This window comes from Bacillus sp. AY3-1 (genome assembly GCF_008368785.1).
Classification (GTDB): Bacteria; Bacillota; Bacilli; order Bacillales; family Bacillaceae_G; genus Bacillus_A; species Bacillus_A wiedmannii.
This window is the reverse complement of record NZ_QORZ01000037.1, coordinates 26177-49071: the sequence shown is the minus strand read 5'-3', so window position 1 is coordinate 49071 and position 22895 is coordinate 26177. Positions and strand designations below refer to the sequence as shown.

The following is a 22895-nucleotide window of genomic DNA, read 5'->3' as shown; positions in this document are numbered from 1 at the left end:
TATTTACCTCTAATTACAACGTTATGTGGTTGCGAAATGAAAAACAGCCACAAAACAGCCACGAAAAATACCAAAAAAAATTCTACTCTAAAACATTACTCATATACTTTTCAAATTCAGAAATAGAGTCTTTATTGATTTTATCACTAATATGTGAATAGACATTGGATGTCATTTCGATACTTTTATGACCTAATCGTTCTTGTATATATTTTAAGTTAGCGCCTGATTCTAATAATAAAACAGCATGTGTATGTCTTAAAGAATGGATATCAAGACTAGGTATGTTAACCTTTTTTAAAATTCTTGAAAAGGCGTTGAATAAAGTTGATTTCGGTAAGAAATTACCATCTGTTCTGGTGAAGATTAAATCTAAATCATGTTTATAACTTTCTTGTAATACTAATTTATTTTCATTTTGCCATTTCTTATGATTTAACAAATCCTTAGCAAGTGGAGCTGGAATCATAATTGTTCTTCTGGATGAAAACGTTTTTGTATCACCAAATAATTCTTCACCCATCTTAGCATGGAAATCTAATGTTTTTGTAATATTTATTGTTTGTTCTTTAAAATCGATGTCACTCCATTGAAGAGCGGCAGCCTCACCTTTTCGCATTCCAGTATTGATAAGTGTCTTAAAAAAGATATAATAGATGTAATTATATTGATAAGATGCTTTTAAGAATCGTGGAATGTCTTCTGTACGCATATACTTGAGACCTTCCTCTTTTTTTTGGTTTTTATTTGAAATTACAACATCATTACAAGGGTTTGTTCCAATCTTTTTTAAACTAACAGCCTTACACATTGCATTATTCATAGTTCGGTGAATTATCTTTACAGTTCCCTTACTGTATCCTTGATCAGTAAGATGATTAATAAAGTTTTGATACATCATCGGTTTCAAATCTTTTAGATTTATATTTTTAAAATACGGGATGATGTGTTTTTCAACGTTTCTTTTGTGTAGGATGAACGTGTTTTTTCTTACAGTATTTTCTTTGTACAATTTAAGCCAATCTTCTAAAAAGTACTTTAAAGATGTTGGGACATTTTCGATTTCAAAACCATTCAATATCCTTTGCTCTTCTTCAGCAGCCGCAATTTGGGCTTCTTTTTTTGTTTTAAAGCCACGTTTAGTTTTTTCTTTGTACTGGTGAGTATAGGGGTCTTTGAATTTAATTCTATATTGCCAACCGTTGCTCACTTTTCTAAAGCTAGCCATAATAATCCTCCTTATAATAAATTACAGTTAACATACAGCTTGTACATTAATTGTAATTGAATAATAGCATGTTAACCTAATTACTGTAAAAAAAAACTTACATATATAGAACGTACGTGCTAAAATGATTTTGTATTCAGAATCAGAAAGGGGAATGGAAAGATGAAGAGTTTTATTGGTGACCCCGGTGGTCACGAAACAGCTGATCCAGGAGGATGGTCATCTGTATATGGACCAGGTGGTGGAATGGGTAAACAAAAGTTATTTGATCCTGGCACTGGGATATAACAAAAAGAGACACTTTTAAAGTGTCCTTTTTATTAATAAAATCAGTATTTTGGATATATATCACTATTCATAAAACCAAATTTTAGGGAATGGGTTATAATGTTAATGAAATAATATATATTTTTATAGGGGATGAAAGTATGAATAAAACGTTTGAATTTAAAGGTTCTGGGAAATCTGTTATTACTATTGACGGAAACTTTATCCGTATAAAGAGAAAAGGTTTTGTTAACTTTATGAATCATGGTTTGGACGGCGAAAAAACCATTGATATTAATAACCTAACAGGAATTCAAGTCAAAAAGGCTGGATTTACAAGTGGTTATATACAATTCATTTTCATGGGAAGTCAAGAAAGTAAAAAAGGTGTGTTTGCAGCAACTCAAGATGAAAATACAGTTATGTTTGTAAAAAAAGAACAAAAAATGGCTGATGAAATTAAAGAATACATTGAAGGTTTCTTATCTAATAAAGGTAAGTCGCAAGTTGCAGCAACTATAAGTGGAGCGGATGAGATATTGAAGTATAAAGAATTGTTAGACCAAGGTATTATTACTGAAGAAGAGTTTCAGGAAAAGAAAAAGCAATTATTAGGTATTTAAAAAGCACTCTGATGAGTGCTTTTTATTTTACAATTTGAAAATGGAAATGATTTCTTCTAAAATCAAATCATAACAACTCATCAGTCTCCGCTAAGACTTTTGAATAAAATATGAGTTGTTTGCAAAATCGCTCTCTTTGATGTTCTTCTAACGCTCCATACGTTAATTGAACTTCATGGAGAGCATTCTCTAATAACCTATCTTTTGTTTGATCGTAGCCGCTGAAAAGAGTGTCTAACGGTACGTTGAAGAAGGAGCTGATTTGTAGAAGCGTTTCCATACTCGGTTCAAACATTGCATTTTCATAATTATTAATCTGATTTCGACTCAGATTAAGTTTTAAACCGAGTTGTTCTTGTGTTAAATCTCTAGACTTTCTAAGCTTTTTTAAATTTTGTGAGAATACTTCTAATGCTTTCATAATTCGAGTATAGTATTTAAAGATTTAACATACTATAATTGATTGTAAAACAATCATATTGTTCAATTCGGATTGTTTAGTTTGATTTATTTGAAACGAAAACAAGAACAGGTGTTCTTTTCTTGCTTAATTAATGGTAAAATGTGTACATAAGCATTACAGATATATAAGTAATAGCCTTAGTCATTATAGAGGAATGTTGTATTATATTGATTTTTAACTTTCTCAACAATTATCTGATAACTAAGTGACTGAAATTTGGAAAAAATGTGATATTATGAAAATAATAAAATAAAAGGACGCAAAAAAGACTCACAGCGTGTGCAAGTAGTGCGCTAACACTCTTACACCGCTTTCCCTAATCTGGGTAGGGAAAACACTTACTGCAAGTCTTACATAAATTATAACACATCTTTTGAATGTAGTGACGCGTTTTCCTCAAAAGTTAAAAAATGGGTATAACGTGTCTTTTTGTCCACAAGGAGGACAAATAATGCAGAGTTTATTAAGTAACATGCATGAGGATTTAAATAGTAATGGCTACACCAATCGTAAGTTAGCTAAACGATTTGATGTTAGTCACACAACTGTAAACAGTTATTTTAAGGAAACTAGCGAGTTTGATTTTATGCACTTTGTAGAATCTTTGAGGCTACATAAGCCTAATAATATTAACTTTAGAAGAGAATGCATAAAAAAGATGTTTGAACAATTAACACCAGTTAATGAACGGGTAGCAATGGAAGTTTTGAATATGTACGGGGAATACGGCCTACAAAAACAGTTAACCGCTAGAATAATGAATTCAGATAAAACTACGAAAAACGCAAGAATAAATAAGAAAATAGCAGCCATTTATGATTTACTCGCTCTTCGCCTATCTGGAAGGATATCTAATGATGATTTTTTTGTAGAGACAGAAAAGATGAGAAATTCATTCAAAACGTCTAACAACGAAGCTAAAATATTATCTGGTTTTGCGTTTATATATGCTCAACTTAACTTCGGTGATTATCGAATGGTTTCACAATATACAAATCAATTAAAACCATTAATTAATGACGTTAGTAAAGATACCATTAAAAAATCATATTCCTTACGAATAAAAGAAATGGAGTCGATGAGTGCACAAAGAGGAAATGATTTAGAGACTTCAAGGGAATTGTGTTTAGAAATTATAAATGATGAAACAAACCCTTATGATTGTATGAAATCATTAGCTTATTGTACATTAGCTGAGACGTATATGATGGATTATGAGAAGTCATACTATTTTTTAGAACAATCTTTCGCTACTCTTCCGATCATAACTAATAAGAAACTTCTTAATCGTAAAGGGTTCATAAAAAACACACTTGATTTTCTAAATATAGTTCATGAAAAGAATCTTGAAAAAATAAAACCATCAAGTTTAGCTGAAAAAGCACATCTATACACAAAAATAGGTAAGAAGAAAGAGGCTGTATTTATTTTAGATGAGTTAGAAAAGAAAAATGGTGGTCTTTCCCCTTTCCAAAAGTACTATAAAGGTCTTGCTACAGGAGATGGAAAATTTTTCGAAGAATCCATAGCAGATTTTGAAAAAACAGGGGATTTTTTCTATATTTTCCTACCTAAAATGGCTTTAAAATGATATAATGGAGCCATACATAAAGGTGGTGAAATGATTGAAATCAAAGATTATTAAATCGATTTTAGCAATTGCCGCTGTAGCTTGTTTTTCTTTTACAGCAGTAAAAACAGAAGATACTCAGCAGGTTGCGAAAGTAGAACAGCCTGTACTATATATGCAAGTTGATCCTGGCGGGACAGGCGGCTGATTCTGTCACAACATAATGGGAATTCAATAGATAAAAGAAATGACACTATCAACAATTGATAGTGTCATTTCTAATTTAAGGGGAATGGAAGCGAATCGACCGTATGGTCAAATACTTTCCAAATTAGGCTTAATAAAGTTGATAAATAAACATTTTGAGGGGGACAACGTATTATGGAGAAGTTAGTGTCTGAATTATTATTAATGGAGAAAGTTGAAGGGGTAAATATTGAACATCTCCGTGAAATGCTAATAGAATTATCAAATACAGAAAAAAAGTAAAATAAAACTCCGTAGACAATTATTAGTCTCACGGAGTTTTATTTTTAGATATAAAGCTTTGAATTGTTGATTTAAATAACTCTTTGTTGTCCTCTGAAAGTTGGTTGATCAGCGTCATCCATTCGTTAGTCTCTTTACTTATCTCTTCTGTTTCTTTAACCGTTAGTTTTTGATGCATAGCTCTTCCTAATAAGTAATCAATAGAAACCTCGTATATGTCTGCTAGTTTAGTTAATGTTTCGTAGTCAGGTTTACGTCTTCCTGATTCATAACTAGATAAAGTGGCTTTGTTTACGTCTAATTTGTCTGAGATGAAAGTCTGTGTGTAACCTTTCTTTTCGCGACACGCTTTCAATCTTTCGTTTAAGTTCATAATTTTATTATTCCCCTTTATAAATAATATCCCATTACTAATGTGCATTTCCTTATTTGAAGGTGTATTACACTGCTTTACTGTGCATTGCACAACTTTTGCTTAATTACAGTATATATACTTTTTGACAACTTTTCACTATCTGTAAAAATATTTTTAACAAAATGACAAAATAGGGTTTACATTTACGAAATGACAACCTATAATGAAATCAAGGAGTTGTCAAAATGACAACCGAGGGAGGTGAGGCGGATATGACATTTGGAAACAGAGTCCGAGATATTCGCAAACAAAAAAATATAACACAAGAAAAACTAGCTAAGAAGCTTGACTTCAGCCACGCTTCAGCTATTTCTTTTATAGAAAATGGCAAGAGAAGATTAGATGCTGAAAAGATACCAACCTTAGCAAATGCACTTGGAGTATCAATAAACGAACTTTTTTTTGCTCAAAATGTTGTCGAGATGACAACTGACGGAACGGAGGGAAAAGAAAATGAAATTTCTAGTAGATAACGAACTATGGCTTACTGAGCAACACAAAGGAGCTGTGCAACGAAAAGTAAAACAACGTGTTTTTGAACTTAAAAAAGAAGGTTATGTTAATGCATCGTATCAGGGAATATACGGCGCACTGAAAAGACATTTTGGTGTAGCTAAATACGATAAAATTCCAAGGAAATATTATCAAAATGCTATGCGATTTATCGCAGGATGGTATCCGCCAGAAAGACCTAGTTCATTAGATGATTATATTTCTTAATAGACAAAATTAAAATTTTACAGAAAAGGAGATCCGAAAAATGATTAGTGTTCAAGTCGATGAAAAAGAAGTAAGAACTCTTTATCTAGCAAAAGTTGAAGAAAAAGTTAAAGAAATCGATGCAGAGTTAGTATTTTGGGATACGAATGAATTAAAAAGAAGAACTTGTATGAGCTGGAACACGATTCAAAAAGAATTCTTCTTTGATCCAAGGTTTCCTAAATTTAAAGTTGGCTCAAAATGGTACTTTCCATCCCAAAAAGCCAAAGAATTTCTATTGCAATGGCTATCTGAAAGATAAAGGAGGTGATTTAGTGGAAGATACAACATCGTTAGGAGTATTCGCAACGTTTATCGCATGCAGTGTATTGTTGCTTTACATTACTTACGAACCAATAAAACGGTGGGCTTGGAGTGACGTAGAACAAAGTAAAAAGACCCATGGCAGTGGGTCCTTTAAGAAAAACAATTTGTTATAAGTATATCACGGAAAGCAGGAAAATAGCACATTGGTTTTATGAAAAGGAGTGAAGGCTATGAACAACAAGGTATTACAAATAGGACAAATAAATTTTCGTGGCAATGTTATAGATCATGGGTGGTTTAAAACACTTACGTTAGATAATGGCAAACCTAATATTGTTGCAATTACTATCTTAGGGGAATTCGTTTATTGGTATAAACCTACTGAAGTAAGAAGTGAAGAGTCTAGTCAAGTTCAATATAAACAAAAGTTCAAGGCAGACATGCTTCAAAAGAGTTATCAACAATTAGCCGATTCATTTGGATTTACAAAAAGGCAAGTAAAAGACGCGTGTGACTTTTTAAAAGAACGTGGTCTTATAAAAATTGAATTTAGGACGATTGTTGTTAACGGGACAAGGTGCAATAACGTTATGTATGTTGAACCTATACCTAAAATGATTCAGAAAATATCCGTTATGTATTGGGGAAATGACACCCCTCCTACATTGAAACGTAACAGCCCTATTACAACAGAGAGTAAGAGGGTCTTACATTCTAAAGAAACACCCTCTTATGATAAAACGGAAGAGTCTCTTACATTAAAACGTAAGACAAATACAGAGATTACTACAAATATTACTACAGAGATTACTACAAATATAAATGATGATGATAATGCTACTTCTTCTCAGAAATTAATTGATCAAGAATTTAAAATCAGTTACAACTTTTTACTTAAAAAAGGAATTCCATTAAGTGAGATTGCAATCCAAGAATTAGGTGAGTTTTGCGATAGATTTGGTAATGAATTAATTACTCACGCTGTTAATAAAGCGATTGATGAGAATGTACCAAAGTGGAGATATATCCGCAGTATTTTAAGTAGTTGGGAAAAGGCAAAAGTAAAAACATTAAATGATGTTGCTGCACTAGATACTCGATTTGAAATGAGTAAGGGGAAAAATAAACGTACTGGTAAAGGTTATTCAAAACGAACGGAAGTTGTACCTGATTGGTTACGTGAGCAAGAAGAAGATGAGCCAATACAGCAACCACAGAAATCTCAAAGTGAGGGTACTGAGGATAACCAAAAGCGTTTAGATGAGTTGTTAAATAAATATAAAAATACTAAAGGGGAGTAAGGTATGAAAAACACAGGTGTTGCAAGAAAAGTAAACGAACTAGGGCGTGTAGTAATTCCGGTAGAGTTACGCAGAACTTTGGGAATTGCTGAAGGAACGGCACTAGACTTTCATGTTGATGGGGAAAACATCGTTTTAAGAAAACATGAAAAGTCATGCTTTGTAACAGGTGAAGTTTCCGAATCAAACATGGAATTGCTTGGTGGTCGAATGTTTTTGAGCAAGGAAGGGGCAAGTGAATTACTGTACCTTCTTGAAAAGAGCGTGAAGGTACATGCCTAAGCAATTAAATATTTTCGATGTAGAGCCAGCAATTTGCGAGTTCGATGTAATGAAAGCAAATGTAAAAAGGGGAACTGGACGCACTACATATGCAGATGTACGGGTTCATGTTCCTAAGAATGCAAAATGTACAGATGAGTTACCACGTAAAACGAATCCAGATGATCGCTATGAATTATTTGAACAGTATGCAATAGCAATTTGGCGATATGAACGGTCAATTGATAGCTCTTGTAATTGGGAAACAGCGGAGGAATTGTGTAAGGCGGCTAGAGATAAAAAGGAAGCTATTCCGGTAAGGATTTATTTAGGAAGTGGTTTCAAGCCTGATGTTGTTAAGTACTTGAAGTGAGAAAAAGGGAGAGGGACATATGAAAAAAGAAATTGATGTAACAAGCAATAAACTTCTTGTGGTAAAGGATGGTGAAGTCCTTTCATTTAATCCACCAGCAAGTGGTTTTGGTGAACAAGTTGTAATTTGGGTTAACGGTAAGGTTGGTCATGTTAAAACCACTTCTAATGAAATGATAAAGTAATTAGCTTTTTAAAGGAGTGTTTGAAATGTCGGCTTTTAAAGTTGAGGTTGCTTTAGAAGAAGTGGATTTCTTATGGGATCAAAGAGAGGTGTTCCAATTCCGGGAGCTTTGGAATAGTAACTACACTATTTTAGAGATTTCCAAAAGGTTTAAAAGAAAGCAAATAGAAGTAGCGGCACTTGTTGTAGATCAGATAGATAGGCTTAAAATTCATAAACGGAAAATGGGTTTAGGGGAAATTGGCGATAAGAGTATTCGGAATAAAAAGAAAGAAGAAATACCACCATACGTCTATATTGCTTTAGAAGAAGTAGATTTTATATGGAATGAGGACGATATAGAACGTTTTAAGGATTTATGGAAAAAAAGATTCAGCATTGAGGATATAGCTAACAGATTGGGAAGGCATCAAATTGAATTAGCAACATTAATACTGGATCAGTTCGGTTTAGAATACATGCTTAATTGTTTACTAGAAACGGAAAAAAGAGTTGTTTAATTAAATTATTGAGGGAGCGAATGAAAATGAACTTAACTAGAATAATGGGAATGCAAAAGGCATTAGATACAAGAATCGTCAAGGAACATGGATTGGAAGGGCAAAATTTATTTTACAATATGATCCTTGCTTTACAGGTTGAAATTGGAGAACTTGCAAATGAAACAAGATGCTTTAAGCATTGGAGTAATAAAGGTCCTAGTGAAAAAGAAGTCATTTTAATGGAATATGTAGACGGGTTGCACTTTATAGCATCATTAGGAAATGGCATTGGGTTTAATTCTAAAAAGTATAATTTGGAAATGTTAGAGCTTAAATCAAAAGTTTATGCAGCAAGTTCGTTAGTCAATCAATTTAACAATGTATATGAAGCTGTATCGGAATTTCGTGCAACTCAAGATATGGAGCTATATGAAGAGCTACTGTATTCCTTCCTAGGATTAGGTAAGAAATTAGGGTTCACATTTGAAGAAATTGAGCAAGGCTATTGCAAGAAGAACAAAGTAAACCATCAACGTCAGAATAACGGGTATTAAGCAATGAAAGGTATATGCATAGATGTAGACCATTCAGCTTTGTTGGGAATGAATGAAGAATATTTTTTATTCCCAGCAAAGCCAAATCATTACTTTGTCAGCAAATTTAATCGTAAAGAATCACATTTTGGATGTTACCCAGCAGAGAGATTCCAAGTTGTCGAAAAAGAGGTTTGGACACCAGAGCCGCAAGTTAATAAGCCTAATTTAGATAAAGGTTTACTGTATAGAGCGCAATTGATTTGGCGAACAAAAGGTTATAAAAATAAATCGCTTAAGGATTACATTATAAAGCCTAAGGGTAATCATTGTTTCTTCTGGCATGATCGTGAACGTAAAAAATTATGCGGATGTTTTCCAATACATTGGTTTGCTAATTTTGAAGAATTAGCAGCAGAGCAAGAAGAAATTAAAGAGACGCCAGAGCAGGAACGTGTTTCATTGTTAGAAAGACCTGGGGGTCAACTAGCATTCTTTTAAAATTTGAATTTTATTAAGAAATAGATAATGAAAGACCTCGTAATAGAGGTCTGACTAAAATAGTATATTTACTGTAATCAATCCAACGAAGCAAAACCCATATATAGACCAAGCGATAATTTTATTATTTTTGGGAACTTCCTTAGTTCTAAATACTTTGATAAATTTGTATGTCAAAAATAGAAATACCAAAATAGATACGAGTAAGATTTCATTCATTTTATCTTTCCTCCTTTGCGTATTTAATTGATATACATTCTATAATAGCAGGAATTTCAATAGTATCAATTATCAGTCTATTAAAAAACGACAATATTTTAGAAAACAGCCTTAAAAAAGAAAACTTAATAAAAGCGTTATTTTAAAATTAAAGAGCGCCCAAGGGAGCGCTCTTCGATCAAGACAATATGGAAAAATACTCGGTAATATATGTAATCTTTTTAGCTTTGTGAGATTAATCAAAAGTTTTTCGACTTGTTTTTGGAGGGTATTACATTTTGTTCTATTTTTTCGTAAAGATTAAGTAATTGTTTGATGAATGTAATTTTCGGTGTTAACCAATATGAAAATAGTGCTGAAATAATTCCTATTAAAGCTCCTGTTATGACATCGAAAGGATAATGAACTCCTACCCAAATACGAGAAATAGCTACGCAGAATGCAAGTACAAGCCATAACCATCTAGCCTTTTTACGAACAAGCCAGAATGAAAAACAAATTGAAAAAAATAGAATCGTATGGTCGCTAGGAAATGAATTATCTACTGCATGATCGACAAGTTTATTAACATTAGGTAATACTGCAAATGGTTGATAATTCAAATGCAAATTCCCTGCTAATTTTCCAATTATTTCAGCAGTTATGAAAGCAACTATTGCTTGAATAATCATCATTTTGTTTTTTCTAGATTGAGTAAACCAATAAGCCATAATAATTAAACCTAAAAAATACACCATATATTCCGCTAAAAATACCATAGTGGAGTTTAGGGATGAATATTGCTTCCCTAAATCATTGATGGCTCGAAAAGCATCAATATTTAATTGAGAAAAAGACATTTTTAAATCGCTCCTTATTGTTTGTGTATAAGGAAAATTATAGTAAAGAGTTTATAGTGAAAAAATTGATTTTAGTGACAGTAGTCTTACAAAACTGTAAGGATTAGCTCATTAAAGATTTTTAATAAAATAGTTATTTTAATAAAAAACGAGGAAATGAGGGGAGTGAAAGGAAAAGAACCCTTTATATAAAGGGTTCTTCTGGTGATTTAATCTATCAATTACATTCGTGGTAATATTCATCACATGAATCGTTATTATCGTTACAGCATATACAAAATGTTTTTTGAACAAATAAACTAACTTCACTATTAGAACCTTCCTGCTTTGTAAGAGTAAGACTTTGAAAATCTTCAACTTGAAATATTTTTGTTTGAACAGGTTGTAATGTAGTAGTAATTGGTACGCTAGATCTTCTTGTTAGAATAGTTACTTGAACGGGTGCACTCATACCGACAACGAATAACTGAATTAATGTTTTATTATGATTGTTTGTAAAATCCTCAAATACAGTTTGTGGAGCGGTGGTTTGAAGGAAAACAGACACAGGTATATTTCCATTTGTATTTTCTGCAAAACCAGCTATCGTATGAGTTTCAATAAAACAGTTGTTTTTTTGATTGTTGGAATGTGATTGGTTTTTATAATATTTTTTACCATCTTTATAAAAGTAATCAGCCATATGAATTTAAAGCTCCCTTCTTTTAGATATCTATATAGTCTATTTAATAAAGTGAAGTAGTGCTTGTACAACATAATAAAATCCGCTCTCGTAATTACCTAAAAATGTTATTTAGAAATTAAAGAGCGCCATTCAAGGCGCTCTCGGATAAACAATAATATTGAAAAAGAATACCACATTATATTTTATGCATGTTCTTAATAAATGTGCAGTTTTTTAACAAAATCCTTATTTGAAAATTAAAGAGCGCCTTGAGAGGAAGGCGCTCTGACCAAAACTAATGTTGAAAAAGGATACCCAAGATATTGTATGTATGTTTTTTAGATAGGTGAAATTTTATAACAAAATCTTTATTTAAATAAAAAGAGCGCTAATCGAGAGCGCTCCTTATACCTCATTATAACGACAGTGACGAGCTCACATTATATAGAAAGGCACTATTATTGTATGTCAAAGTATGAGGTTAGTGAATGGATTTAGATAAAATCGTTATTTGGGAGAAAAGGGGGAATGGGAATGGCTCTGAGTCTTCAATGTGAAATGTGTTCATTCAAATTCAAAATAGGTCAATTTTCTAGTGTTCCGGATATCGCATACTGTCCACATTGCGGAGATAGTTTCCTCGAATATTATCCGAAACAAGAAGGTGTCCAGTATCAACATAGGGAGAAGAATTTCTTTTATCACCATAAAAAAACCGGGAATGTATGGAATGTATTGATCCAGGAAGATGAATCTAAGAAAGAATTTTTTGTCGATGTTCAGGGACCAGAAACAGACAGAGAAGCATTTGAGGCTGTTAAGGCGTTTTTAAAAGCGAAAAAGATGTATCTGCCTTGTACAGTGGTAGATATCCGATGTATAGGGGTAGGGATTGATAAAAAGTTATAGTTAAACAAAAACGCTATTTGGTATCTAAATTGTATATGTAGAAAGGAGCAACTAATTAAAGTGCTCCTCAGGAGGTTGAATATAAATGCCTTTTCATTAACTATTATTATGTTTATTTTATCAAATAGTGAAAAACTTGGACAAAAACTTCATTTTAAACAACAAAGCAGCTAGCCGAAATAGCTAACTGCTTCGTTGTACAATTTTAGAAGTTACAATCGATACGGATATATGTTGTAACAAAAAGTTACAACTATAGTATAAACAAATATCAAAATATTATGCAGGTAAGAAAACTAAATAAAAATTTCATTTTGTATTAAGTTGGAATATAAAAAGAGCACTTAGTAAAGTGCTCTCGTGACGAGCCTCATTTTATAACGACTATTTTATAAAGAAAGGAACTCAGGATATTATATGTGCGTCAGTTAATTGAGTACCTTGTACAAATAAAGAGCAGCTAGCAAAAGCTAACCGCTCTCCAGAAAAGCATTAAGAAGGAAGTTCAGAACTCAAGTGTATTTATAGTATGGACAAGGTTTAGGAATTTATTCGAGGGGGAATTGATATGAAATACGGAGTTTATTTAGGTGTAGAGCTAATGGAAACTCATGAAGACTATTTTAAGGCTTGTGAAGAGGCCCAACAACTAACGAAGGATACAGGGATAATTCATTGGGCGATGCCGATTCAAGAAACTAAATGGAGTGGGCAAAGAATTAAAGCTCATATAAGGTATGTAGAAGATAGTGAAAAGAAAATAATGAAGCTGGAAAGCGATTATATAAATGCACAGGAATCATTAAGAAAAATTATAGAACGTATCGAAAGGGAGAAGGAAAGTAAAAGGAAAATGCAAGAAGAATTGTACGATCATGGTGGTTGGATGATATATGATGGCGAATGGGTTGAGGTGGAAAAGCAATAAAAGAGCAGCTAGCAAAAGCTAACTGCTCATCTCCAAGGGGGAACAAGGAGAAAAGATTACCGTGTCATCTATAGTGTTGACGGAATATTGAGTTTTATTCATGAGAGATTATATTCTAAAACTTGGATTATGATAGTCGATATTCTCCATATTGACCAGAAAAGAACTAAAAGTTCTAGTAAAATTCCAAGAGTTCTTTTCTTAGTTTTTTGAGATTCTTTTATCAAATAGCCAACAGCACTAATTGCTATAAGAATGAAAAGAATAAGTTCGAGTGTAACTGGCATTTTATCTACTCCTAAAAAAGTTTGCATATAACGATTATAAGATATTTTTTGGTGATTGGTAGTAAAAATTCAACAAAATAATCCTTTGGAGAGAAAGGAGAGATTGATTTGGAAACATTCGATATGGGATTAAAGAGCAATTGGAGAGCGTTTAAAGAATTTGTGGAGAATAAACAAAACGATTATTTAACTAAGTATTACTTTGTATTTGAAGAATGTGACTGTGGTGATACATCTTACGTTTTCGTACAACATAACGAGTTGGACGAGTGGTTAGAAAAAATGTTTTGGAAATGGATGCGTTATGATACTGACGATCTAAGAAATTCAATGGATGATGTCAAGGTTTGGAAACTGATATCTGAGGGTGATTTTAAAAAACGGAATCTCCTATATAAAGAGGCAAGAAAAACATCCATCGTTATTAATGGTGAAGTGTACTATAGAAAACTAATAAAAATCAATGTAGAGCCGTCTGTAATTGTGTCAACTGATATTTATTAAAATAATCCTTATTAAAGTGAGGTTGGTAGAATGAAAGCTTTGAAGAAAAGAAAAATTAGAAAAGCAATTGCTCGTCGTGCAAAAGATGTGGAGAAATATCAAGTCAATAAAGCTTGGAGAAACATTTTTGTACAAGCTGGTATTTTAAAGTGAATGCAAACAGAATACAGTCCGGCTAGAAAACTAGAGGACACCAATTCATTAAAGCAGCAATTAAAGCTGTTTTAGGAATAGGTGTCCTTTTTATTTTGAAAAGGGAGATGGGGAAATGAAGCCGTTAAAGGATCAGCTACGTGAATGGAAAAAGCAATCGAATCAAGCGAAAAAGAAAGCTAAGAAAAAACGAAAAGAGAAATTAAGTACTCGTGAAATCGAGGATTTAATGGGAATGCATAGACCTTGTTACGAACGTAGACGTGGAGCTTTAAGACAAAAGTAATTTTAAAATAAAAAGGAGTGGTCTTACATGACTAAACAATTATCTTTCTTACCGAAAATCGACAGAACAGCAACGCAGAAAAAATTAGAGGGTGTTCTTGAAAATGTACGTTTATATAGACAGTTTGGAATGATGCGTGAAGAAATGAAAGTCACTCCTTCTTATGAAATTAGATATCACGGACCTACAAACGATGTAGGAAAGCCATTAGAAGATGTAGCGATGGCTAATATACAACAAAGTGAACGAGAAGAGTGGATTAAGAAAACGTCATTTCGTATTGATCAGTTCCTTAGTCGTTTGGGAAATGGGCGTGCAGGAAAGGATCAAAGAAACATCATCATTAAGCGTTATTTAGAAGATGAAGATGTATGTGATTATATGGTCTATAACGAAATTGGCATGAGTGAGCGTACTTATCGACGCGTTAAGGCCAGAGTGTTTTATAAACTTGCTTTTGCTCTCAGATTAGAAGTTTATGAGACAGAAGAAATTGGAGGGGATGAATAATGAATTTTGTTCAGCCTATACGTAATCCAGAAGAAATACAACAGCTGAAAGATTATTTTAAGGAAAAGAGCTTACGTAATTACATTCTCTTCATTATGGGAATCAATACAGGCCTGAGAATCTCGGACATTTTGAAATTGAAGGTAGGAGATGTCAAAGGTAGTCATATATCTATGAGAGAAAAGAAAACAGGGAAACAGAAACGAATACAAATTACGGCAGCACTGAAAAGAGAACTTAAATGGTTTATTGAAGAAAGAGAAGATAATGAGTACTTATTGCAAAGTAGACAAGGGAGTAATCGTCCGATTGGTCGTAGTATGGCATATAAGATACTAAGTGGAGCGGCAGCGGAGTTTGGGTTAGATGAAATAGGAACACATACACTAAGAAAGACGTACGGGTATCATATGTACATGCAAACAAAAAACATAGTATTACTCATGGAGATATTCAATCACTCGTCAGAGAAGGTCACGTTACGTTATATAGGTGTAAACCAAGATGCAATGGATAAAGCAATGACTAGGTTTAAAATCTAAGCATTGCTTTTTCTTTTTAAAACTATACAGTTACTCATAAATTTCGTACTGTGTAACTCAAAAGAGAAAGTTAAATGAAATCAATGATACCAAGGGATTCAGCGAAGGGGTCAGTTACACACAATATAAGATATGGGTAAGTGAGAATAAATGTTTTTAACAAGATTTACCTTGATGATAAAATAATAGATAAAGAGAGGTGGAGTAGTTTATGGAAAGATACACTGAATCTAAGCAGGAAGAGAACTCAAAAAATAATGACAGTAAACCTTTAAAATTTGAGTTTGAAAAAGGTTTAGCGATACCTAAAACAAGAGAAGAACAATTGTCTGAAATAATTGAATGGGACAAAAGAGCGAGAGCGATGGGACAACAGATATTTGAGGCAGTAAAATTGAAAAATGATATGTTCACCGTACATGCCACATCTCTAAATGACACAATTAAATCATTTAGAAATGTGGTTAATCAATCATTATTGATGATGTCAGAAGCGATAAATAATGTGTTAAGTGATATAGATTGGGAAGCAATAAATCAGGATTTAGAAGAAGATGCAAGGAATGTAGAGAAGTTTTTAAAAAAGTATGAACGAAACTTTTGGTGCCTTGATATGGAACTATTTGCTCTTATAGAAGATAGGGAATTAAAGTTTGAAAAAGTTCCAAAATATATTGAAGAAAAACTTGAGGTGTACATATCGGAAATTAATAAAGATCCTATGTATAAGTTTCATACTACCCTTATTAATGAAGCTTATGAAGCGTATAAAGCTGGATTATATAAATTGTGTACATTTCCATTATTTGCGACATTGGAATATGTTATGACATCTTGGTATAGAGGAACAATAAATGAAGATAAGCAGAGAATTGATCAAACGAAGTATGTAAAAGGCTTACGTTCAAATGTTCACCCTGAAAGATATAAAAATGTAGAAGAAGATCCTATGTTCAAAGTTTTCTCATTATCGGTTATTCGGGTTTTTAGAAAAATGTTCGATACTCAATATACAAGTTTTAAATTGAATAGAAATACAATTGCTCATGGTCTTCATGATTATGATTCGATTAGTAAAAGTGATGTGCTGAAACTTTTTCAAATACTTAAGGCAGCTACTGTTTTAAAGGTCTTTGATAAAAATAAATTACCAATAAAAAAAGTGGCAGAGTCGTGACCGCTTTTTGGCAGGAAGTGTGCCGGTTGTTTTGGGATCAACGTGATATATTTGTATTGTGAGAAGTGGCGGAAAACACAACTCGCTATGTTGTTTTTTGAATTCTAAACGGCTTCATATTTGCGGCATGATAAAAAATCCGAAACCAGCAGATGGTAACGATTGAATGATACCGCGATTAGGAAGAGCTTTTGCTCTTCTTCCAGTTACTTAATAATGTTGGGGCAGATGATTGTAACAACATTAGGTAATTGGAAGAAGAATAAAACTTCACGTACCGTAATTAAAACATAAATTAATAATTGAAAGAAAAGCATCCATTCGGGTGCTTTTTTATTTTGGAGGGATGAAAGATGACTGTATTTTTTTCTGATAAAGATGTAAATCAAAACATTGACTTTCATGCTGGTGGTCAAGTGATTATATCTCTTAAGGGTAATGGAGACATCTATGTTAAAGGTGAACTTGTAGAGAATAATCAAGAAGTTGTGGATGGATTGAAAGAGTTCTTGAGATTAGCTAGGGGTGATAAATGATGGAAGGTAAAACAATAACATTTAAACCTTTAAAGCAATATAAGATTGATCCGAATAAAATTCAATCATTAGATGATGTAATTACTATTTTAAGAAATGTAACGATATATGTGAATGGTGAAGAAGCTTTAGAAGGTCTTGAACATCTAATTGAAAAGGAAGATGAGTAATGAAAGTCTACTGTTCTAACTGTAATAAGGAATACGATATGCAACCACAAGTAGCACAGCTTCCTAATCGTATTGAGAAGTGCTACTTCATATGTCCTCATTGTGACCGTGAACATGTTGCTGCGTATGTGAACGATAAGATTCGTAAGCATCAAGCGGATATAGCAAAGTGTCATGAACGGATTAATAAAAATAATCTTGCTATCGAGGATGAAATGAAACGGTTGAGGAAGAGGATGGAGGGAAGTAAATGATGATGATATTAGCCTATCTTATTATTGGTTTACTTTATAGTTCCATTACAATGTATCCAGTTGCGAGAGACGTTGGACAACGAAAGAAACATGACGGTGTGTATATAGTAAGTACATTTATTATTTCTATTGCATTTGCCATCTGTCTCACTCCTTTCTGGATTATTCTTCTTGGGTTTAATATAGCGAAGTTGTTTTATAAATGGAAGAATAGAAACCAAATGAAGTGTGAATGTTTTAATTGCGGTTATGAATCAACAATAGATATAGTAACAGGTGCTGGTAATCGTTGTTCTAAATGCGATGGTATAACAATACCTAAAGCGTCAGGTGGTACACATGCCAAGTAAACCATACAAACCCTGTAAGTCATTAGGTTGCCACGAACTAACCAGGGATAAGTATTGTAGTAAACATTTAGAAAAGGAAAACGAAACCGTAAGATACTACGACAAACATATACGAAACAAAAGCTCACGTTCATTCTACAACTCAAGATTGTGGAAGGATATGCGTGAGTTTATTTATCGTAGAGATCATGGCTTATGTGTTCAATGTAGAAGCAATGACATCATTAAGATAGGCGATGTAGTCGATCACATCATACCTATTCGTATTGATTGGTCAAAACGATTAGAACCAACTAATTTACAAACACTCTGTCATGCTTGCCACAACAAGAAAACAAAAGAAGATGAAAAGAAAAACAGAAAATAATCCAAAAGAAAAAATTCATAAACAACCCCCCACCATGAAAAAGCAAAAGGCGAATCTCTGGAGACCGCCGCCTAGCTTTCCGTGCAAAAAGTTCGTTTTATTCCATAAAAGGGGGTTCGGCTGAAGGAGGTGGTTCTCATAGGAAGAAAAGCTAAACCGATTCATCTACATTTATTAGAAGGAAATACAAATCGATTAACAAAAGAAGAAATCGATCAAAGATTAGCGGCTGAAAAGAAGTTGCAAGCAAAAAAAGATAAAGTAAAACCACCAACATGGTTAGATTCAGCTGCTAAGAGAGAGTTCAAACGAATTGCAGGTGAATTATTGGAATTGGATGTTATTACAAACATAGATGTAAATGCACTAGCAACCTATTGCGATGCTTTTTCTGACTATGTTGAATGCACCAAGATCATTCGAGAAGAAGGACTACTTGTTGAATATACCAATAAGGCGGCTGAAACCAATAAAGTGCCACATCCACTACTCACAAAGAAGAAACAGTTACATGAGCAAATGAAGGCCCTGGCTATTGAGTTTGGTCTTACACCAAGTGCAAGAGCAAAAATTGTAATTCCGAATATAAAACAAGGACCGAAAACTAACGTAGAAAAGGAGTTTGACGTATAACATGATTAGACAATGGATGTTGGATTATTGTGATGATGTACTAAGTGGTGAGGTCATTGCCTGTCAGAAACACAAACAAGCTTGTAAACGATTTTTAAGAGATATCGAGCGTGAAGGTTCTGAAGATTTCCCTTATGTTTTCAATGAAGAAAAGGCACTTCGCTTTTTAAAATGGATGTCTTTATTTAAACATACAAAAGGGAAGTTGGCTGGGGAAAGGATCGAACCACATTCTATACAAATCTTTGTATTTAGCAATATTTATGGATGGATGCATAGAAATACGGGATTACGCCGATTTAAAAAAGCGTATTGGCAAGTAGGTCGTAAAAATGCAAAGTCGCAATCTTTAGCATGCGTTGGTTCATATGAAGCGATGGCCTTTGGTGAGAATATGTCTGAAGTATATGTTGGTGCCACAAAAACAGAGCAAAGTAAAATTGTATGGAATGAGATTAAAGCGCAGATGAATGGATGCGATGATTTAAAAGGGAAATTTAATATCGCTTATGGGAAAATTGAACATTTAAAGACAAACTCTTTTATTTCAGCATTATCAAAAGATGCAGGTAAGTCTGGTGACGGCTTAAACGTTCAATGTGGGATCATTGATGAATATCATGCTCATTCTACTTCCGAGATTTATGATGTTCTTGTATCAGGTTCAGGTGCGCGACCCAATCCTTTAATGATGATTATTACAACGGCAGGATTCAATCTGAATAATCCGTGCTATCGTGTGGAATATCAATATGTTTCTAAGATTCTAGATCCGAATATTGATATTGAAAATGAAGAGTATTTTGTAATGGTCAATGAATTAGATAAGGATGATGAAATCACAAATCCAAATGTCTGGGAAAAGGCAAATCCTATTTTATGTAGCTATGAAGAAGGGTGCTCTTTTTTAAAGGGAGAATTGCAATCAGCGTTAGATGTGCCAGAGAAAATGCGGAATTTCCTTACTAAAAATATGAACCGATGGGTTGATATGAAGGAAAACGGCTATATGGACATGAAAAAGTGGAAAGATTGCGATGGAACTATTGAATTATCTGAATTAAAAGGTTTGGAATGTACAGTAGGAGTTGACTTATCAGCCAAAATTGACTTAACAAGCATTTCATTTGAGTTCAAGAAGGATGATAAGTATATTGTTTTAAGTCATAGTTTTATGCCAGAAGATACGTTAGCTGAGAAGAGACAAACGGATAAAGTTCCCTATGATCTGTGGGTACAACAAAAATGGATCACGACAACTCCTGGTGCGGTAGTTGATTATGAATTTATCAAAACACATATCAGAAATATGGAGAAAGAGAATAAGTTCAAAATTAAAGAAATATGTGCCGATCCATGGAATGCAACACAGTTTATGCAAGACATGGAAGCTGAAGGTTATACGATGATAGAGATACGCCAAGGAATGGCGACTTTATCAGGCCCTACAAAAGACTTCAGAGAACAAGTGTATTTAAATAAAGTCATTCACAATAACAATCCTGTATTAAATTGGGCAACTAGTAATGCTATAACGAGGCAGGATGCTAACGAAAACATCATGTTAGACAAATCAAAAGCAACAGAAAGAATTGATCCGATTGCGGCTGTAATAAACTCACATGTTCGTTGTATGCTCAATTCTGGTGAGATGAACTTAAATTCATATATTTTAAGTCAAGATTTCTCATTCTAGGAGGAATTACATGCGGTTTTTAATGTTTTTTATCAATATTTTAGATGATATTTTATTTGTTTCAGGGTTGTCCATTATTATAGGGACGACTTTTTTTATTAATCCAATTTACGGATGGTATCTGTTAGGTATTATTCTAACAGTTCTGGGGGTGGTAATGATTAGAAGATAGAAAGGAGGTGAAACTTTTGATTTTTCGGCAGTTATTTAGAAACCAGGATACAACAAATTTAAAAAATCCATCTCCCTGGTTTAAAAGTTTATTTGGCTATCAAGCCGCGAGCGGTGAAAAGGTAACAGTCGAGTCGTCATTAGGCGTTCCGACAGTTTATCGATGCATTAACATCCTTGCGAATAGTGTGGCTATGCTTCCTTTTCAGGTTTTTAGAAAGACATCAAAGGGAAGAGAGCGAGATAAGATGCACCAAGTGTCGTTTGTTTTAGAAAGGCGTCCAAATCCTTACCAAAGTCCATTTAAATTCAAACATTTAATCGAAACACATCGTAATACATGGGGAAATGCTTACATCAATATTCATTGGGGTGTGGATGGCAGGCCAAAAGAATTGTGGGCGTTAAATCCGGCTGTCACAACACCAACTGTGGACTTAAAGACTAATAAACTATGGTATTTTACTAGTTTGCCAGATGGTACACCTGTAAAAATACCGGATCATGATATTATTCATCTCACTACATTGTCTACTGATGGTTTGAAGGGAAAACCACCCATTCAAATTGCAAGAGAGTCTATAGGTAGCTCGCAAGCAGCGCAAAAATTCAAAGGTAAATTCTTTACAAATGGCGCAGCTCATAGTGGGATATTAAAAACTCAACAAGCACTTGGGAAAGAAGCGAAAGATGTGCTTCGTGATGCTTGGGAAGAAGCCAATACAGGTTTAAATAACGCTCAAAGAATAGCAATTTTGGATGCTGGTTTAGAGTTCGAGAAGGTTGGAATGCCTTTAAAAGATGCTCAATTTATTGAAGGAATGAAGTTTGATAAGGCTGAGATCGCAAATATCTTTAATATTCCTTTGCACATGATTAATGAGTTAGACCGTGCTACTTTCTCTAATATTGAGCAACAGGCGTTGGATTTTATTCAAAATACTTTGAGCCCAATTCTTATACAGTACGAAGAAGAGTTTTCTTACAAATCTTTTTCATTTAATGAGCAAAAACGATATTATTTAAAATTCAATCTGACAAGCTTATTACGTGCTGATTCTAAATCACGAGCAGAATTCTATAAGATTATGTTAGATGCTGGTGCTTTCTCAATTAATAAAGTATTAGAGCTTGAAGATATAGATGGAATTGGAGAATACGGTGATAAGCATCGTGTCGATCTAAACCATGTATCTATTGAGATTGCGGATGAATACCAATTAGCGAAAGCCAGTGGCGGTTTGTCGCTGAAAGGAGGTGAGGACAATTAAAGACGTATTTACTATTAAAAATCAAACGGAATCGTCAGCAGACCTTTTTATATATGGTGACATCATAAATAATACAGGCTGGAAATGGGATGATTCTGACATTATGCCCGATGATGTAAAAAATATTTTGGGGCAATTAGATGATAAAAGTAACCTTAACATCTATGTAAATAGTGGCGGTGGCTCTGTATTTGCTGGTTTAGCTATTTATAATATGCTAAAGCGAAATAAGGCTCAAAAAACTGTTTATGTGGATGGTGTTGCAGCTTCTATCGCTTCTGTAATCGCTCTAGCTGGCGATCGTGTTGTTGTCCCTTCTAATGCTTTCTTAATGATTCACAAACCGTGGACATATGCAGCTGGAAATGCAATTGATTTCCGAAAAGCAGCAGAAGACCTGGATAACATCGAGTCTGGAATTATGAATGTATACAAAGAGAACTTAAAAGAAGGTATTGAAATCGAAGAAATTCAGCAATTAGTAGATGCCGAGACTTGGTTAAGTGGTGAACAAGCTGAGAAATACTTCAACATCGAAGTTGTGGAAGCAAAAGACGTTGCAGCATGTACGAGTGATTACTTTGATAAATATCAAAAAACACCTAATAAAGTAGTAGCAAAAGCCCCTTCAATTTCTGAGAAGGATCTTAATGAAAAATTAAAAAATCAAAATGCACTAGACCTGTTAAATCTATAGGTCTATTTTTTGTGCCA

The 22895-nt window shown here is 33.5% G+C and carries 36 protein-coding genes and 1 pseudogene; 31 read left to right on the top strand and 6 right to left on the bottom strand.

The features are described 5' to 3' along the window. Window positions 1-82: 82 nt before the first annotated feature. The gene (locus tag DN389_RS27720) at window positions 83-1228 is read right to left on the bottom strand and encodes a tyrosine-type recombinase/integrase (RefSeq protein ID WP_149237826.1); all 1146 of its coding nucleotides are present in this window, start codon (window positions 1226-1228) and stop codon (window positions 83-85) included. Between the two features lie 162 nt (window positions 1229-1390). Here DN389_RS27720 and DN389_RS29020 point away from each other — a divergent pair, with 162 nt between their 5' ends. Continuing rightward, the gene (locus DN389_RS29020; RefSeq protein WP_255451165.1) at window positions 1391-1516 is read left to right on the top strand and encodes a hypothetical protein; all 126 of its coding nucleotides are present in this window, start codon (window positions 1391-1393) and stop codon (window positions 1514-1516) included. Between the two features lie 140 nt (window positions 1517-1656). Next, window positions 1657-2118, top strand: a complete 462-nt coding sequence (locus DN389_RS27715) for a DUF4429 domain-containing protein (protein ID WP_149237825.1) — start codon at window positions 1657-1659, stop codon at window positions 2116-2118. Window positions 2119-2185: 67 nt separating this feature from the next. On the opposite strand, the gene DN389_RS27710 is transcribed toward DN389_RS27715, so the two are convergent. Next, window positions 2186-2539: a helix-turn-helix domain-containing protein gene (locus DN389_RS27710; RefSeq protein ID WP_149237824.1), complete on the bottom strand. Its 354-nt coding sequence runs from the start codon at window positions 2537-2539 to the stop codon at window positions 2186-2188. 493 nt (window positions 2540-3032) lie between these two features. On the opposite strand from DN389_RS27710, the gene DN389_RS27705 reads away from it, so the two are divergent. Continuing rightward, window positions 3033-4172, top strand: coding sequence for an AimR family lysis-lysogeny pheromone receptor (locus DN389_RS27705; protein ID WP_149237823.1), 1140 nt, complete (start codon window positions 3033-3035; stop codon window positions 4170-4172). A 34-nt stretch (window positions 4173-4206) separates the two neighbouring features. Continuing rightward, the gene (locus tag DN389_RS28610; protein WP_167514909.1) at window positions 4207-4359 is read left to right on the top strand and encodes a hypothetical protein; all 153 of its coding nucleotides are present in this window, start codon (window positions 4207-4209) and stop codon (window positions 4357-4359) included. Between the two features lie 309 nt (window positions 4360-4668). On the opposite strand, the gene DN389_RS27700 is transcribed toward DN389_RS28610, so the two are convergent. Then, window positions 4669-5013 (bottom strand): helix-turn-helix domain-containing protein, encoded by a 345-nt coding sequence (locus DN389_RS27700; protein ID WP_098152302.1) that lies wholly within the window; start codon window positions 5011-5013, stop codon window positions 4669-4671. 227 nt (window positions 5014-5240) lie between these two features. On the opposite strand from DN389_RS27700, the gene DN389_RS27695 reads away from it, so the two are divergent. From DN389_RS27695 to DN389_RS27650, 10 genes and pseudogenes are all read left to right on the top strand, one after another. Further along, a complete protein-coding gene (locus DN389_RS27695) occupies window positions 5241-5528 on the top strand; it encodes a helix-turn-helix domain-containing protein (protein ID WP_255451163.1) in 288 nt (95 codons plus the stop codon). Beyond that, a pseudogene (locus tag DN389_RS27690) lies at window positions 5488-5775 on the top strand (ORF6C domain-containing protein); the annotation flags it as partial. The gene DN389_RS27695 and the pseudogene DN389_RS27690, both read left to right, overlap by 41 nt. A 40-nt stretch (window positions 5776-5815) precedes the next feature. Next, the gene (locus tag DN389_RS27685) at window positions 5816-6076 is read left to right on the top strand and encodes a group-specific protein (protein ID WP_098831918.1); all 261 of its coding nucleotides are present in this window, start codon (window positions 5816-5818) and stop codon (window positions 6074-6076) included. A 235-nt stretch (window positions 6077-6311) separates the two neighbouring features. Then, on the top strand, window positions 6312-7382 hold the full coding sequence (locus DN389_RS27680; protein ID WP_149237822.1) for a DnaD domain-containing protein: 1071 nt from the start codon (window positions 6312-6314) through the stop codon (window positions 7380-7382). A 3-nt stretch (window positions 7383-7385) separates the two neighbouring features. Then, window positions 7386-7664: an AbrB/MazE/SpoVT family DNA-binding domain-containing protein gene (locus DN389_RS27675; RefSeq protein ID WP_149237821.1), complete on the top strand. Its 279-nt coding sequence runs from the start codon at window positions 7386-7388 to the stop codon at window positions 7662-7664. Further along, a complete protein-coding gene (locus tag DN389_RS27670) occupies window positions 7657-8016 on the top strand; it encodes a cell division protein SepF (RefSeq protein WP_098774645.1) in 360 nt (119 codons plus the stop codon). Before DN389_RS27675 ends, DN389_RS27670 begins: the two co-directional genes overlap by 8 nt. Window positions 8017-8035: 19 nt before the next feature. Further along, a complete protein-coding gene (locus DN389_RS27665) occupies window positions 8036-8200 on the top strand; it encodes a DUF3954 domain-containing protein (protein ID WP_098831922.1) in 165 nt (54 codons plus the stop codon). Window positions 8201-8225: 25 nt separating this feature from the next. Next, window positions 8226-8699: a sugar ABC transporter substrate-binding protein gene (locus tag DN389_RS27660; RefSeq protein WP_149237820.1), complete on the top strand. Its 474-nt coding sequence runs from the start codon at window positions 8226-8228 to the stop codon at window positions 8697-8699. A gap of 20 nt (window positions 8700-8719) precedes the next feature. After that, window positions 8720-9235, top strand: a complete 516-nt coding sequence (locus DN389_RS27655) for a dUTP diphosphatase (RefSeq protein ID WP_098831924.1) — start codon at window positions 8720-8722, stop codon at window positions 9233-9235. 3 nt (window positions 9236-9238) lie between these two features. Next, window positions 9239-9715 (top strand): hypothetical protein, encoded by a 477-nt coding sequence (locus DN389_RS27650; RefSeq protein WP_098831925.1) that lies wholly within the window; start codon window positions 9239-9241, stop codon window positions 9713-9715. Between the two features lie 458 nt (window positions 9716-10173). On the opposite strand, the gene DN389_RS27645 is transcribed toward DN389_RS27650, so the two are convergent. Together DN389_RS27645 and DN389_RS27640 are read right to left on the bottom strand one after the other, a co-directional pair. After that, window positions 10174-10773 carry an undecaprenyl-diphosphatase gene (locus tag DN389_RS27645; RefSeq protein WP_149237819.1) on the bottom strand — a complete coding sequence of 200 codons (600 nt, stop codon included), beginning with the start codon at window positions 10771-10773 and terminating at the stop codon, window positions 10174-10176. Between the two features lie 217 nt (window positions 10774-10990). After that, window positions 10991-11455: a hypothetical protein gene (locus DN389_RS27640; RefSeq protein ID WP_060487471.1), complete on the bottom strand. Its 465-nt coding sequence runs from the start codon at window positions 11453-11455 to the stop codon at window positions 10991-10993. 516 nt (window positions 11456-11971) lie between these two features. On the opposite strand from DN389_RS27640, the gene DN389_RS27635 reads away from it, so the two are divergent. Further along, complete coding sequence (locus tag DN389_RS27635; protein WP_149237818.1) at window positions 11972-12346, top strand: hypothetical protein; 375 nt, start codon at window positions 11972-11974, stop codon at window positions 12344-12346. Between the two features lie 568 nt (window positions 12347-12914). After that, complete coding sequence (locus DN389_RS27630; protein WP_149237817.1) at window positions 12915-13274, top strand: hypothetical protein; 360 nt, start codon at window positions 12915-12917, stop codon at window positions 13272-13274. A 98-nt stretch (window positions 13275-13372) separates the two neighbouring features. Here DN389_RS27630 and DN389_RS27625 read toward each other — a convergent pair whose 3' ends face one another. Beyond that, window positions 13373-13561, bottom strand: coding sequence for a hypothetical protein (locus tag DN389_RS27625; RefSeq protein WP_149237816.1), 189 nt, complete (start codon window positions 13559-13561; stop codon window positions 13373-13375). 108 nt (window positions 13562-13669) lie between these two features. Here DN389_RS27625 and DN389_RS27620 point away from each other — a divergent pair, with 108 nt between their 5' ends. From DN389_RS27620 to DN389_RS27565, 15 genes are all read left to right on the top strand, one after another. Then, the gene (locus tag DN389_RS27620; protein WP_149237815.1) at window positions 13670-14065 is read left to right on the top strand and encodes a hypothetical protein; all 396 of its coding nucleotides are present in this window, start codon (window positions 13670-13672) and stop codon (window positions 14063-14065) included. A 30-nt stretch (window positions 14066-14095) separates the two neighbouring features. Continuing rightward, window positions 14096-14218, top strand: coding sequence for a DUF3983 domain-containing protein (locus tag DN389_RS27615; protein ID WP_000645582.1), 123 nt, complete (start codon window positions 14096-14098; stop codon window positions 14216-14218). Window positions 14219-14333: 115 nt separating this feature from the next. After that, window positions 14334-14504 (top strand): hypothetical protein, encoded by a 171-nt coding sequence (locus DN389_RS28605; protein ID WP_179955913.1) that lies wholly within the window; start codon window positions 14334-14336, stop codon window positions 14502-14504. Between the two features lie 27 nt (window positions 14505-14531). After that, a complete protein-coding gene (locus DN389_RS27610) occupies window positions 14532-15014 on the top strand; it encodes an ArpU family phage packaging/lysis transcriptional regulator (protein WP_149237814.1) in 483 nt (160 codons plus the stop codon). Next, window positions 15014-15556: a site-specific integrase gene (locus DN389_RS27605; RefSeq protein ID WP_149237813.1), complete on the top strand. Its 543-nt coding sequence runs from the start codon at window positions 15014-15016 to the stop codon at window positions 15554-15556. Before DN389_RS27610 ends, DN389_RS27605 begins: the two co-directional genes overlap by 1 nt. A 211-nt stretch (window positions 15557-15767) precedes the next feature. Next, on the top strand, window positions 15768-16733 hold the full coding sequence (locus DN389_RS28600) for a hypothetical protein (protein ID WP_179955912.1): 966 nt from the start codon (window positions 15768-15770) through the stop codon (window positions 16731-16733). A 353-nt stretch (window positions 16734-17086) separates the two neighbouring features. After that, entirely contained in the window at window positions 17087-17269 is a 183-nt protein-coding gene (locus DN389_RS27600) for a hypothetical protein (protein ID WP_149237812.1), read from the top strand. Further along, window positions 17269-17439, top strand: a complete 171-nt coding sequence (locus DN389_RS28595; protein WP_179955911.1) for a hypothetical protein — start codon at window positions 17269-17271, stop codon at window positions 17437-17439. The genes DN389_RS27600 and DN389_RS28595 overlap by 1 nt, the downstream gene beginning before the upstream one ends. After that, on the top strand, window positions 17439-17693 hold the full coding sequence (locus DN389_RS27595) for a hypothetical protein (RefSeq protein ID WP_149237811.1): 255 nt from the start codon (window positions 17439-17441) through the stop codon (window positions 17691-17693). The genes DN389_RS28595 and DN389_RS27595 overlap by 1 nt, the downstream gene beginning before the upstream one ends. After that, window positions 17690-18043: a hypothetical protein gene (locus DN389_RS28590; RefSeq protein WP_179955910.1), complete on the top strand. Its 354-nt coding sequence runs from the start codon at window positions 17690-17692 to the stop codon at window positions 18041-18043. Before DN389_RS27595 ends, DN389_RS28590 begins: the two co-directional genes overlap by 4 nt. Further along, the gene (locus DN389_RS27585; protein ID WP_149237810.1) at window positions 18033-18410 is read left to right on the top strand and encodes an HNH endonuclease; all 378 of its coding nucleotides are present in this window, start codon (window positions 18033-18035) and stop codon (window positions 18408-18410) included. Before DN389_RS28590 ends, DN389_RS27585 begins: the two co-directional genes overlap by 11 nt. Before the next feature lie 129 nt (window positions 18411-18539). After that, window positions 18540-19043: a phage terminase small subunit P27 family gene (locus DN389_RS27580; protein WP_149237809.1), complete on the top strand. Its 504-nt coding sequence runs from the start codon at window positions 18540-18542 to the stop codon at window positions 19041-19043. Between the two features lies 1 nt (window position 19044). Beyond that, window positions 19045-20739, top strand: coding sequence for a terminase large subunit (locus DN389_RS27575; RefSeq protein ID WP_149237808.1), 1695 nt, complete (start codon window positions 19045-19047; stop codon window positions 20737-20739). A 188-nt stretch (window positions 20740-20927) separates the two neighbouring features. Next, window positions 20928-22181 carry a phage portal protein gene (locus tag DN389_RS27570; protein ID WP_149237807.1) on the top strand — a complete coding sequence of 418 codons (1254 nt, stop codon included), beginning with the start codon at window positions 20928-20930 and terminating at the stop codon, window positions 22179-22181. Beyond that, window positions 22168-22878 (top strand): head maturation protease, ClpP-related, encoded by a 711-nt coding sequence (locus DN389_RS27565; protein ID WP_149237806.1) that lies wholly within the window; start codon window positions 22168-22170, stop codon window positions 22876-22878. Before DN389_RS27570 ends, DN389_RS27565 begins: the two co-directional genes overlap by 14 nt. Window positions 22879-22895: the final 17 nt, after the last annotated feature.